General features: G+C 67.8%; 10 protein-coding genes. 5 read left to right on the top strand and 5 right to left on the bottom strand.

Annotated features, from left to right (window positions below; translation table 11 throughout):
* Positions 1–124 precede the first annotated feature (124 nt).
* The 4 genes from ACZ6DL_RS35850 to ACZ6DL_RS35835 all read left to right on the top strand — a co-directional run bounded on the left by ACZ6DL_RS35850 (position 125) and on the right by ACZ6DL_RS35835 (position 2,614).
* The gene (locus ACZ6DL_RS35850; protein ID WP_466057928.1) at positions 125–946 is read left to right on the top strand and encodes an SDR family NAD(P)-dependent oxidoreductase; all 822 of its coding nucleotides are present in this window, start codon (positions 125–127) and stop codon (positions 944–946) included.
* 23 nt (positions 947–969) lie between these two features.
* The gene (locus ACZ6DL_RS35845) at positions 970–1,047 is read left to right on the top strand and encodes a 50S ribosomal protein bL37 (protein WP_466057982.1); all 78 of its coding nucleotides are present in this window, start codon (positions 970–972) and stop codon (positions 1,045–1,047) included.
* 243 nt (positions 1,048–1,290) lie between these two features.
* Positions 1,291–1,569, top strand: coding sequence for a helix-turn-helix domain-containing protein (locus ACZ6DL_RS35840; protein ID WP_466057926.1), 279 nt, complete (start codon positions 1,291–1,293; stop codon positions 1,567–1,569).
* Positions 1,570–1,786: 217 nt separating this feature from the next.
* On the top strand, positions 1,787–2,614 hold the full coding sequence (locus ACZ6DL_RS35835; RefSeq protein WP_466057924.1) for a GAF domain-containing protein: 828 nt from the start codon (positions 1,787–1,789) through the stop codon (positions 2,612–2,614).
* A gap of 321 nt (positions 2,615–2,935) precedes the next feature.
* Here ACZ6DL_RS35835 and ACZ6DL_RS35830 read toward each other — a convergent pair whose 3' ends face one another.
* Positions 2,936–3,112: a hypothetical protein gene (locus ACZ6DL_RS35830; protein WP_466057922.1), complete on the bottom strand. Its 177-nt coding sequence runs from the start codon at positions 3,110–3,112 to the stop codon at positions 2,936–2,938.
* 413 nt (positions 3,113–3,525) lie between these two features.
* Between ACZ6DL_RS35830 and ACZ6DL_RS35825 the strand changes: the two genes are divergently transcribed.
* Positions 3,526–7,167, top strand: a complete 3,642-nt coding sequence (locus ACZ6DL_RS35825; protein ID WP_466057920.1) for an NHL repeat-containing protein — start codon at positions 3,526–3,528, stop codon at positions 7,165–7,167.
* A 592-nt stretch (positions 7,168–7,759) separates the two neighbouring features.
* On the opposite strand, the gene ACZ6DL_RS35820 is transcribed toward ACZ6DL_RS35825, so the two are convergent.
* From ACZ6DL_RS35820 to ACZ6DL_RS35805, 4 genes are all read right to left on the bottom strand, one after another.
* Positions 7,760–10,051, bottom strand: coding sequence for a hypothetical protein (locus tag ACZ6DL_RS35820; protein ID WP_466057918.1), 2,292 nt, complete (start codon positions 10,049–10,051; stop codon positions 7,760–7,762).
* A 361-nt stretch (positions 10,052–10,412) separates the two neighbouring features.
* Positions 10,413–11,804 (bottom strand): hypothetical protein, encoded by a 1,392-nt coding sequence (locus tag ACZ6DL_RS35815; protein WP_466057916.1) that lies wholly within the window; start codon positions 11,802–11,804, stop codon positions 10,413–10,415.
* Positions 11,801–12,886, bottom strand: a complete 1,086-nt coding sequence (locus ACZ6DL_RS35810; RefSeq protein ID WP_466057915.1) for a tyrosine-type recombinase/integrase — start codon at positions 12,884–12,886, stop codon at positions 11,801–11,803. Before ACZ6DL_RS35810 ends, ACZ6DL_RS35815 begins: the two co-directional genes overlap by 4 nt.
* Positions 12,883–13,341: a hypothetical protein gene (locus tag ACZ6DL_RS35805; RefSeq protein ID WP_466057913.1), complete on the bottom strand. Its 459-nt coding sequence runs from the start codon at positions 13,339–13,341 to the stop codon at positions 12,883–12,885. The genes ACZ6DL_RS35810 and ACZ6DL_RS35805 overlap by 4 nt, the downstream gene beginning before the upstream one ends.
* Positions 13,342–13,462 lie beyond the last annotated feature (121 nt).

Genomic DNA, 13,462 nt, shown 5'->3' with positions numbered 1-13,462 from the left:
GTGCACGAAAGCCAGTGCTGTCGTGCGTATCCCGCTGACCGTCCGCGCCCCCTGACCGGAGATGACTGCTGCGGATCCGCCTGCCGTCAGTCGACGGCGGCCACGCTCACTCGATAGGAGAGTTATGTCCGAATTTCTGTCCGCGTCCCGGATCACCATGGTGACCGGCGCCGATACCCGCCTAGGCCATGCGACCGCGCGACGGCTCGGCGCCGACGGTGCCGCCGTAATCCTGCACGCACAGGACAAGGACGGTGCCGAGGAAGCGTTCGAAGCGCTGGTATACGCGGGCATTCCGCCGCAGAGGCTGCACTTCGTGCACGCGGACTTCACGAAGCTCTCCGAGGTGGACGAACTCGCGGCCATGCTGGCCGCGACAGTGCCGTGCCTGCACGCGCTGATCAATGCCGCCTCGATTCCGGCCGGCCAGCGCCGCTCACAAACCGAAGACGGCTACGAGACGACCCTGCAGGTCAACTATCTCGCACCGCAGCGCTTGATCATGGCGCTGGCGCCCGCGGTCGCGGCAGCGCGGGGCAGAGTGGTGACCGTGTCGTCTCCACTGCATCGCGGAGGAACCGTGGACTACTCCGATCTGGATCGCAAACGCGGCATCTACACGCCACTGGCGGTCTACGCTCAATCCAAACTGGCGCTGACCATGTTCACCCGGACGCTCGCCGAGACCGGTCCCGAAGGCCTGACCGCGGTGAGCGTCCACCCGGCCGACTTCGAGATCGACATGCCCCGATTCCGCAGTCACGCGGACGCACCAGTGGACAACGCCGCCGATCTGCTGGCGATATACAGCGCCCCAGGCGCTCCCGTCGTCAACGGCGGATACCACGAAGGCACCCAACCGGCGCAAGCGGCTGCGCTGGTGCGCAATTCACGTGCCCGAGCCCGGCTGGCCGCCTGGACCAACCAGCAGAACCCCACCGCTTGACCACCGAAAGGTAACCGACTCCAGTGTCCACACGATCCAGCAAGAGGCGCGCCCGCCGGAACAAGAAGGCCAACCACGGCTACAAACCCGGCCAGCGCTGAGTGACGGTTCACACAGGACGACGCCCCGCCCTCGTTTCTTTCGAGGTGCGGGGCTTCGCGGTTTTCCTGTTCAGCTGCGGCTGAACTTCCCATCCGCAACGCCAGCAGTGAAAGCGTCCCGCTCGCCGGGCGTGAACACCAGGTGATCTTGTCGAGGATCCGGCCTCCGTCCCCGACACAGCAGAGCCCGTAGACGAGGTCGCCATCGCCGGGACGGACCACACGGTTCGTGACCAGCGGTCCGTGAACGAGTTCCTGCAACGGCGACTGCGGCGGGATGACAGGCGCGATCACCCCTCCCGGCGGCGGTGCCTCGACGCCGCACGCGCCCGCGGGCAACGCCTCGGCCGCCCACCGGCCATGAACACCGAGCAGATCCGCCATGCCCGCGCCATCCTCACCCGACCGGAAGAGACCGTCTCCTCGGTCACACGGCTGCTGGGTGTCTCGCGCAGCGAGATCTACAAGTACTTGCCCGAACTGACCACCCAAGCCAAGCCAGTGTTCGAGGAAAGCGCCTGACCGCCGGAAAGCGCTGGGACGCGGGTGTTATCAGGGGTCGGTCGCGCGTCTTGTACGTGATGAGGTTGCCGTCACATCATCGCCGAACTGGCGGAGCTGTTCGAGGTGTCGCGCCCGACGGTGTACCGAGTCCTCGACCGCGCCGGCATCACGGCAGCCACAGCGGATGCGGCATGACCGCCGCAACCACGTACTCTACCCCGGACTGAACACCCCCATGGGAAGCGAGCACCACACCGTGTCGATCACCGCTGACAGAACCGCCCTCACCGACCCCGCCCGGCTAGCTGCGGTACGCCGTTACGAGATCCTCGACGCTCCAACCGACGGCCAGTTCGACACCATCGCGGCGACCGCCGCAGCGGTGTGCGGCACCCCGATCGCCACGGTCAGCATCGTCGACGCCGACCGGGTCTGGTTCGCCGCGGCCCAGGGACTGGATGGTGTCGCGCAGGTCGGCACGGAACCGGGACTGTGCGCGTCGGCGTTCTGCGCCGAGGGCCCGTATGTGGTCAACGACGCGGTCACGGATCCGCGCACCCTCGATCATCCGTTGGTACGTGGTGAGCTGGGGTTGCGGTTCTACGCCGCCGCCCCGATCGTCACCGCCGACGGGCACCACCTCGGCACCGTTACCGCGATCGACGCCGTGCCTCGGGAGTTGAGCGAGGTGCAGAGCACCGTGCTCGGCTATCTCGCCGACCAGGTCGCGCAGCACCTGGAGCTGCGCCTGGCCACCATCAAGGCGGTACGCGCCGAACGCCAGTTGCGCGACGATGCCGAGCAACGCGCCGCTGCCGCCGCCGAGCTCGCCACCCAGATACGAGCCGCGGCTGCCGTACAGGCCACCACGCCGCACCCTGAGCACTGCCAGCTCGGCGGCACCGCCGGCTGCAGCGCGCCGGCCGAGCTGAAGATCGCCGATTCGTGGGGCGACTCGGCCTGGGGCTGCACCACCCACGTCGAAGAGGCCATCCTCAACGTCCGTTCGGTGTTCATCGCCACCGAGGAACTCGGTGGCCTGGCCGCCTACCTCAACCGCTGACCGTCACCACGAACCAACCTCCCGGCCCCCGTGCGGCACCGGCAGCCCGGGTGTCCGCCCGCCACGCGCGCACCCGCAGCTACCGGCCTCGTGGTGCACTTGTTGTTTCCCCTGGGCGTCACTGCCTTGGGCGGCATGCGCACGACGATGCGGCGGGCCATGCACGACACGACCGACAAGCTCCCGCCACCACGCGTGATCGAGTCACGCAGCACCGACGACCCGCAGAACGATCGTGGAGTACCGGCTGGCCGAAGGCGCCCTGCCACTGCTCGCCGCGGCGCTCGAACGCATCGACGGCAGCAGGTAGGAATACCCGCCTCACGCCTCCGACGCGGGATCCGCCGCTACGAGCGTCTCGGCGCGGACGCTGAACGGGCAGCGGCCGGGCGCCTCGAGCACAGCCTGCACGATCGCGCGCTCGTCGTCTTCCAGTTCCAGAACCTCGAACACCGAGACCCGCCCGCGACCAGCAGCACTGTCACCGACCTGAACCATGCCGGTGAGCCGATGGCCGGCTGTTGTTTCAGCGCTTCCTGTGCGGCGGCGCTACTGGCCTGTTCAAGCTGAGCGATCAAATCGGCCACCTCCTCTGATGTCGCGCAGCAACTGACGATTTCGTGTCGCCTCACAGCCCAGGCCGAGGCGATTGCTTGGTCCTCGGGTGGATATCCCCTCGTAGGCGCACCGATGCAGAGCTTGATGATCTTGTTCTGGCCATCGGCAGTACTGCTTCATTCCCGTATCGCCATCGCATCATCACAGGTCAGCCCTCGTTTTCTCCGGGGCTTTCTTGTCTGTGCGGTAGTCGGGAGTGGGGGGGTATTCCTGCGTGAGGGCACCACGAAGCGGTGCCCTCACAGCACTTGATGCACCGTCGTTATCCGGAACTCGAGAAGACGGAGGCTTCCATGAGCACAGCAGCTATCGCTATCGAGGCCATCACCACGGTGGCGGGTACCGGCACCGAGGGCTACAACGGCGACAACCAGCCCGCCATCAACGCCGGCCTCGACTACCCGAATGGTGTGGCGGTGGACGGGGCGGGCAACCTGTACATCGCCGAACGCTACAACCATCGGGTGCGGCGGGTGGATCATGCCACCGGGGTCATCACCACGGTGGCGGGTACCGGCACCGACGGCTACAACGGCGACAACCAGCCCGCCATCGACGCCGAACTCAACTACCCCGAGGGTGTGGCGGTGGATGGGGCGGGCAACCTGTACATCGTCGACCGCGTCAACTATCGGGTGCGGCGGGTGGATCATGCCACCGGGGTCATCACCACGGTGGCGGGTACCGGCACCGACGGCTACAACGGCGACAACCAGCCCGCCATCGAGGCCGAGCTCAACGTCCCGGAGGGTGTGGCGGTGGACGGGGCGGGCAACCTGTACATCGCCGACCTCCACAACCAGCGGGTGCGGAGGGTGGATCCAGCCGGGGTCATCACCACGGTGGCGGGTACCGGCACCGAGGGCTACAACGGTGACAACCGGGCCGCCATCCACGCCGACCTCGACTACCCGAATGGTGTGGCGGTGGACGGGGCGGGCAACCTGTACATCGCCGAACGCTACAACCATCGGGTGCGGAAGGTGGATCATGCCACCGGGGTCATCACCACGGTGGCGGGTACCGGAACGGGGGGCTACAACGGCGACAACCAGCCCGCCATCGACGCCGAACTCCACTACCCCGAGGGTGTGGCGGTGGACAGGGCGGGCAACCTCTACATCTCCGACACCGGCAACCAGCGGGTGCGAAGGGTCGATCCAGTCGGGGTCATCACCACGGTGGCGGGTACCGGCACCGACGGCTACAACGGCGACAACCGGCCCGCTATCGACGCCGAGCTCAACGTCCCGGAGGGTGTGGCGGTGGATGGGGCGGGCAACCTCTACATCTCCGACACCGGCAACCAGCGGGTGCGGAGTGTGGAGGCTGTCGTCTTCTCGGTTGTTCAGGATGCCCCGGATCCGGTGGTGATGACGGCGGGGGTGACCACGCAGCTGGCGTTCACGGTGTCGGCGAACACCACGGTTACCGCCGGTCAGACCATCACCCTCGATTTCCCGTCAGGCGTCGGTCTGACGCCGAGCGGTGTCGTCCGCTACGTCTGCCCGGACACCGGCACCGACACAGAGCTTCCCGTCGCGGTCGGCGCGGACGGGTCGGTGAACGTCACCGCCGAGGAGATCACGGCCTCGACGACATGCTTCTACACCGCCGACGTCTGGGCCCCGGTCTTCATCGAGGGGTTCTTCGGAGGTGTCCTCGAGGGCACCATATCGATCGGCGGCACCACCGAGCCGATCCGCTTCCGCGTAGCAGAGCCTGTCTTCACGGTCGTTCAGGATGCCCCGGACCCGGTGATGATGACGGCGGGGGTGACCACGCAACTCGAGTTCACGGTGTCGGCGAACTGCACGGTTACCACCGGTGAGACGATCACCCTCGGTTTCCCGTCGGGGGTGGGCTTGGCGCCGGGCGGTGTCATCCGCTACATCTGCCCGGACACCGGCACCGACACCCCTCTGCCGGTCACGGTCGGCCCCGATGGGTTGGTGAGCGTCACCGCCGAGGAGATCACTGCCTCGACGACATGTTTCTACTCGGTAGATGTCCAGGCCCCGGTTTTCATCGAGGATGTCCCCGAGGGCACCATCTCCATCGGCGCCACCACCCAACCGATCCACTTCCGGGTGGAAGAGCCTGTCTTCACCGTGGTTCAGGACCCACCGGATCCGGTGGTGATGACCGGAGGGGTGACCACGCAGCTGAAGTTCTCGGTGTCGGCGAACTGCACGGTTCCTGCCGGTCGAACCATCACCCTCGGTTTCCCCTCCGGGGTGGGCTTGGCGCCGGGCGGCACCGTCCGCTTCCACTGCCCAGACACCGGCACCGACACCCCTCTGCCGATCACGACCGGCCCCGACGGGTCCATCATCGTCACCGCCAGCGAGATCACTGCCTCGACGACATGCTTCTACTCCGCCGACGTTCAGGCACCGGCGATCCCCGCGGGCACCGTCGCCGTCGCCGGCACCAGCCAGCCGATGCACTTCAGCATCGAGGCGGCGCCCTCACAGACACTTGCAACACACCGTCGTTATACGGAACCCGACAAGAGGGAGGCTTCCAAGAGCACAGCACCTATCGCTTTCGGGCTCATCACCACGGTCGCGGGTACCGGCACCGAGGGCTACAACGGCGACAACCGGCCCGCCATCAACGCCGAACTCGACGCCCCGGGCGGTGTGGCGGTGGACGGGGCGGGCAACCTCTACATCGCCGACGTTCACAACCAGCGGGTGCGGAGGGTCGATCATGCCACCGGGGTCATCACCACGGTGGCGGGGACCGGCACCGGCGGCTACAACGGCGACAACCGGCCCGCCATCAACGCCGAACTCAACCAACCGTGCAGTGTGGCGGTGGACGGGGCGGGCAACCTCTATATCGCCGATCTCTTCAACCAGCGGGTGCGTAGGGTCGATCCTGTCGGAGCCATCACCACGGTGGCGGGTGCCGGCACCCAGGGCTACAGCGGCGACAACCAGCCCGCCATCGACGCCGAACTCAGCCAACCGTGCAGTGTGGCGGTGGACGGGGCGGGCAACCTCTATATCGCCGACCGCTACAACCAGCGGGTGCGCAGGGTGAATCCTGCCGGGGTCATCACCACGGTGGCGGGTACCGGCACCGCGGGCTACAGCGGCGACAACCAGCTCGCCGTCGACGCCGAACTCCAAGACCCGGATGGTGTGGCGGTGGACGGGCCGGGCAACCTGTACATCGCCGACACCGGCAACAAGCGGGTGCGGAGGGTCGATCATGCCACCGGCGTCATCACCACGGTGGCGGGTACCGGCACCGGCGGCTACAACGGCGACAACCAGCCCGCCATCAACGCCAGCCTTGACTACCCGCAGGGTGTGGCGGTGGACGGGCCGGGCAACCTCTACATCTCCGATGAGAACAGCCAGCGGGTGCGGAGGGTCGATCATGCCACCGGGGTCATCACCACGGTGGCGGGTACCGGAACGGGGGGCTACAACGGCGACAACCAGCCCGCCATCGACGCCGAACTCCACTACCCCGAGGGTGTGGCGGTGGACAGTGCGGGCAACCTCTACATCGCCGAAATCCTCAACCATCGGGCGCGGCGGGTGGAGGCTGTCGTCTTCTCGGTTGTTCAGGATCCACCGGATCCGGTGGTGATGACGGCAGGGGTGACCACGCAGCTGGCCTTCACGGTGTCGGCGAACACCACGGTTACCGCCGGTCAGACCATCACCCTCGATTTCCCTTCAGGGGTGGGTTTGGCGCCTGGCGGTATCGTCCGCTATCGCTGCCCCAACACCGGTATCGACACTCCGCTGCCGGTCACGGTCGGCCCCGACGGGGCGGTGAGCGTCACCGCGCCAGAGATCACCGCCTCGACGACATGCTTCTACACCGCCGACGTCCAGGCCTCGACGATCCCCGAGGGCACCGTCTCCATCGGCGGCACCACCCAACCGATCCACTTCCGCATCAACCTGTAGACACATCTGGTGTAAGCGGTGCGGGGTCCGGACGGGTGGATCACGATCATCGGGTCCGCCCGGACGGGCAACGTCGTGACACGACGAACAATCCGGGTTCGGGCTGGTACGACATCGAGAGCGGTCGCGCCTATGCCGCGACCGATGGATACATCACCCTGAAGACCGGATGCCTCATCAGTGCCCAGGCCGCAGTCAGGGCCTTGGCGGGCCATAGCCCTTCGGACCGTGTTGCGGGTGGCGCAGCTCGCACTTCGTTCGCTTCCTTCAAGGCGGCGAGAGTGGCGGCCCACCGTGGCGGCGTGGATGGTGGTCACGCCGCCGGTTACCGTGGACTCGGCATGAGCCCGATCCCCGCTCACCGGGTAGGAGTGGACACCCTGCTCAGCGGGGGCGCTGCCGCCGGACAGGGGGAATCGTGTGCTTGGTTCGGCGGCAGCGCGCGCATCCAACGTCGGGTACCGGCCACCGGAGTGGTAACCAAAATACCTGCACCCAGTCGCTATTCGCCGCGACAGCGCCGACCGTTACATGCCGACACACCGAAAACACGGTGACTCGTCGGTTTACGTAGGGGCTCCATCTCGGCCGATCACCCGCTACGAACCCGTCTCCATGATGGTGAGTTCCGAAGGAGGGCTGCTGGAACGGTGGAAGCCACCTTCACCCCGGTGGGGCGCTCGTAGATCACAGTCGAGTCTGCTGCGATCAACCAACGGCCACCAGCGATCGGCGCGTCGGATGTCTCCATGTAGATCTCGACGGGGACGCGCGGGTAAGCGGGGCCGGATGTTGTGTGCGCGCGTTCATCGACGGTGCTGGCCGACGATCGCGCGCGCTGCGCGGCCAGCCTGGGCCATCCGCTGTGCTCGTGGTCGCCGGCCTCGGGCACGGCGCGCACGCCGCGCGCGGATCCGCCCCGTACGGTGGGCTCAACCGCCACGGCACTAAGTGTGGTTACGGGGGGCGGGCATTCCGCCCCGCCGGCGCTCCCGGGTCGGGATCCGCCGGACGCCCCGGTGCCTGCGCAGGGGTTGAGGTTTCTTCGTGCCTCGGCTCGGCGCAGCACGGTGGCTGTGCCGGTCGGCCGCTGCTGTCCGGCCTCGGAGCGGAGTTGAGCGTGGGAATGGTCGGGTTCGGTGTGCTGGGGGAGCCAGTGTTTCCAGGTTGCGCGGTGTTGGTGGTGGCGGGTGAGGCGTTCGATGCGCCGGTGGTGGAGGCCGTGCGCGTGCGCGATGTCATCGAGGCTGGTTGTCCCGGGTTGTAGGCGTCCGTGGGTATGGGTGATCAGTCCTGCGGTGGTGAGGATGGCCAAGGCGTCGTATCCGGCGCTGAGGCTGATGGAAGCGGCGGCGAACACGTCGGCTGGAGTGGTGAGCCCCTCGCGGGTGACGAGTTCATACGGTCCTCGGCAGTGCAGGCCGAGGACCGACCAGGCGGGATGGACGGGTTCAACCCTTGTGCGGCCGATTTGGCCGTCGTTGGGGCGAATCGGGCGGACGCCGTGGTGCGGCGTGACCAAGGCGTAGCGGTCGGCGAGCAGTCCTTGGCCTGGGCGGATGCGGAAGATCGGTGCGCCGGGTAGTTCGCGCAGTTCCCGCAGGACGCCCCACACGGTGGATTCGGGCAGGTCACCAGCGGCCAGGGACAGCGACCGGCCACCGAACTCGACGACGGGCACACCACGCGCGAGCTGGCCCCCCACTGCTGAGGCCCACGCCAAGGCCTGCAGCACCGCCAGCACCGTCCACCGCCGCGGGGACCGCGGCCACTGTGCGTGCGCCCACGACGTGGCGGCCGCCAGCCACCGCTGCTGTAGGTGCGCCGACTGCCGGTGCCCGGGTGACCCCCCTGTGTCATTCCTCTTGTGCGCTACAGACAGGAATTCGGGGACAGTGCGCTCGGCCCACCGACACGCCGAGTTCCAGTCGCGGCGCATCGCGGCGTCGGCGCCACGTCCGTAGCGGCGGTAGGCGTCGGCGAACCCGCGCCAGCTGCCGCCAGCGGCGGGGAGTTGCGCGCGCACGTCGAGGTAGGAGTAGCCGCGCACGAGGGCGGCGGCGAGCACGGATTGGCGTGCCGCGGAGCGATCCAGCCGGCCCGCGCGCGTCATCCAGCGGCCATCAGCGGGCGCGACGCCGCCGCGCGCGAAGGCTTCGACGGTCGCTGAAATCGGGCCCTGGCGGCGGTATTCCGTGCGCAACCGCGCGCGCTCGCCGTCGCCTTCCCACAGCTGCATGTCGCGCGCGATTGTCGCGGCTGTGCGCGGCGCGCGCGGTGTCGTGCATGCTGTGCGCGCGGTGGTCGTGTCGTGCGCGGTCCCGGCCACCAGTTGTTGCAAGTGGGGGAGGAAGCCGGGGGCGGATCGGGTGGTGAGGGTGTCGAGGGCGTCGTCGATGCTGCCGTCGAGGCGTCGGTATCCGCCTTGTTTGCAGCGTGATCCGGGAGGGGTGATGCAGCCGCTGTCCGCGTTGAGCATCGGTGTGATGTCCAGGGTGGGCAGTCGCTCGGCCAGCAGGCGCACGACGGACTCGGCCTCGGCGAGATCGAGGGTGACACCGATCGGTAGCGGGATGAGGATGTGGCGGCCGCCGCTGGTGGAGCGGTCGGTGATCGCGCGGCCACCGGTTTCCCGAATCCAAGCCAGGCACCGGTGCACGTCGCGCTCAACCGCGCCGGTGTGGTCGCGGGTGCTGTCGAAATCCAGCGCCAGCAGGCGCGTGCGGCCGTGGCGATAGATCGGAATCGCCGCTGGCTGGTCGGGCAGTTTCCGGGTCAGTGTTTGGGCGCGGTCGTTGTAGCCGTCCAGGCTCGGGTTCCATAAGCGCATCGAGCGCCGCGCGGCCAGCAGCGGCGCCAGCCGCAGGAACACCGCACGCGCCACGGCGGCATTCGCCTGATCATTATCGGTTGTGTGCGAACGGCTTTCACGATCATCGGGCAGCCCGGCGTCAGGACAGCGTGCGCGGTCGCCGCTGCGGTCAGCAGCGGTTGATGGCGCGCGCAGGCGTGAGCTACCCTTGGGGGTGCTTGGCATAAGCAGCCTTCAGGGTTGTGTTGTTGGTAGTGCCCTCAGCCGCTAACTGAGGGCACTACGCGTTTTCGAGGGCTGTGGACCGAGCGGCGAAGCCAGCCCACAACGGTACGTCTCTGTAGTGGCGTCCTTTCTGGCCGGAACTAGTGCGTGTGCAGGCGGGGTGCGACACCAGCAGTGTCCGCGGGCACCACGCCAAGCAGACAATGGGTTAGGCGGCCGCCCCCTGCTCGGCGGTGGTGGGGTCGAAGCCCAGGGATTCGGCGCGGGCGATGATGCGGTCGACTGTGGAGCGCGCCCACGGCGTCGAGGTGATCGTGCTCATTTCGGTGGCGATCCGGTTGGCATTGAACCCTTGGGCGGCCAACTGCAGAATGGCCACGATCTGCGGGGCGGGCTTCTGCACAAGCTTGCGCAGCACCAGCTGCTCGGCGATCTCACCGCACGGGTCGATCTCCACCGTGGTCATGGTGTCGCCATCTGCTCTCGCTGTGGCGTCAGCGGGCGGGTGAGATGGTGCCTGCGCATCGAGATCGGCTGGCGTGGCAGTAGCGGTTTCCACGGTCCGGGGTAACGGTGCGGAACCCACCGATTCGGATCCAGCGGCCGCGATGGTGGTCGCCGAGGCGTCATACACCGGACCCGGCGTCACCGGTGACAGCACCAGCCGACCGGACGATGCAATCGCGCGCTCCGCGGCGCTTATGCCGCTGGCTTCGGATGCAGGAGATTCGTGCGCGGCGGTTTCGGTGCGGCGGGCAGCGATCGCGGAGATCATTTCGGCGTTGCGGGCGGTGAGCCAGGCGTGCAACCACATCAACACCACCACCATGATCGGGGCGACGGAGTATTCCGCGGCGCGGCCGAGATCACCGGCCGCCAGGTGCGGGCCACTGTTGAGTCCGACCGTGGACGTCAAGAGCACGGCTTCGAACAGCAGGATCTTGGTGCGTTGCACCGTGATGCCCAGGCGCGCGGCGGTGGCGGCTTGGGCCATGATCTCGAGGATCGGCACCGAGATCATCGCTTCGATACCGAAACTCAGCGCCCACAGCAGCCACCAGCTCACCTCCCCGCTCGCGCCGTCCGGGGTGAGGTTGCGGCCGACGTTGACCGCTGACCACAGCAACCCGATGGCCATGACCGCCCGCAGCCGCCACGACGAGCGGGTCGCGCGACGGTGCAGCATCCCCTCCAGCGCATCAGGATTGGTTTCGCGCCGCCGCTGGGCGCGAGCGCGCCGGTGCCAGCGTTGCTCGGTGGCGTCCTCGCGCTCTATCGCGGCCGCGGTGCGTCGGTCGCGATCCGCGTTCGCCAGTTCGGCACGGAACACGCGTTTGCGCTGGCGGCGCTGCTTGGCGCGCATCCACACGTGCAGGGCCCGTTCGGCGGCGATCTCCCGTTCACTGTGCACGTCATACAGGGCGCGGTGTCCCTGCCAGGGCAACTGTTCCTCGGACAGGGCGACACGCCGTGCCAGATCCGTCGGCACCAGCCGGTCGCCGCGACGCGACCACCATCGCCCCGACTCGACCACGAATTCTTTCGGCCGATCGGATGACTCGTTGGACGCGGCCGCAGCGGAGTGGAGACTATTGGTCATTGTGCGCCCTCCAGAGCAGGGATGTTCGCCGAACCGCTCCTGGCCCGATCCGAGCTGGGTGGTGTTGTGGCCAAAGGATGGGGTTCGCCGGTGAGGTGAGCGATGGCGGCGGCGACTTCGTTGATGGTGGCGGTGGTGTAGATGCCGGTCGTTCCGCTCCCGTTGTGGCTGTGGCGGGCGAACTCGCTCGCTACCGCAGGGCCGTAATGGCGTTCGACCCACGTCGTGGTGGTGTGACGCAGCCAGTGAATGGAGATGCCGTGAGAATGAACCCACGGCAGGTGGCGGCCGAGGCGTTCGAACAGTCCGTTGTAGCGGCGGCGGGTGATCGGTTTCCCATTGCGAGCGCGCAGCAACTGCTCGTTCGGTGCCGCGCCGCGCTGCTCAGCGTGCCGGCACAACGCGCGCATCAGGGTGGGGGAGACCGGCTGCCACAACTGCGTGCCGCCCTTCTCCCGCAACAGCACCAGCGACTGCACCGGATCCAGATCCTGCGGCCGCAACGCCAGCGCCCCACCACGGCGGCATCCGGTCTCGGTATGCAGCCGCAGCAACAACGTATCCAACTCCGGATCGTTGCCCGTGGTCGCCGCGACATGAACGATCTGCGCCAGCAGATCGCTGTGCAACGCACGCCGATTCGAGCGAGTGCGCTTCGGCTTGGTCAACCGGGCAGCTGGATTGTCCCGGTGTTCGATGACGCGGTTGTCCTCGGCGTGCTTATACAACCGCCGCAACGCGTCGATGACGTGGCGGACCACGTCGCCTCCGCCGCGGTCGCTGCGGCGGATAACCCGTTGCGCGCGGATCGCCTCACACAGCACCTGCAGATCCGCCGTCGTCGGCTCGTCCAAGCGCCGCTGCGCCCACCCGGGCTGGGCGAGGATCTTGTTCCAATATGTTTGATAGTGGTTGCGGGTCAATCCGGTGGGCATCGCCGCCAGCACGGTCGGGATGTACTCGGCGAAAGCCGGAACGGCGCGGGGAGATTCGGCGCGTGCGGTCAGGTCGGCGACGCTGAGCCCGAGACGGTCCATCATCATCTGCACCGTGGCGATGTCGGCGTCGGTACGCGTGCTCATTGCCCGGCTCCTTCGCAGAAGCGGCGCGCCAGGATCTCATCCACCACGTGCGCGGGATACACCACCAGCAGAGCCTGCTCGGGGTCGGCGGCCAGCAGGACCCGGTCGTGGACGCGGATGCCCGCGCTGCGACGGATCGCCGCCGGCAGCGGAAGGTGACCGTGTTTGGTGATGCCGCGGCGGCCGTAGCCGGGGCGGGTGATCACGATCAGCCCGCCCGCGATCCGCCACGACAACCGATCACCGGCACGCCAGTCCAGCGCCGTGAGAACGGTCTTGTCGACGACATGGCCGTCGGAATCGACCGGGCGGATGCTGTGCACCGCCGTCCGCTGCGGCGGTTGCTCGACATTCCCCAGCGGCAACCCCGGCACACCGGGCATGGTGTCAAGGCCACCGCCGACCGGGGCCAAAGCGAAAGAGGGAACGACCGGGATTAGTGTGTCATCGGTCACACTTTTCACCCCCTGAGGGGGTAAAACCGCAGGTCGCGCTGGGAATCCGGGAGAGAGTGTCCAGGCTGCGCCCGGACACGATTTCTGAGGCATATTTGCCACGTTTTTGTGTCCGGAGGGG

The organism is Nocardia sp. NPDC041819, from assembly GCF_055590505.1.
This window is presented reverse-complemented; position numbering and strand designations above follow the sequence as displayed.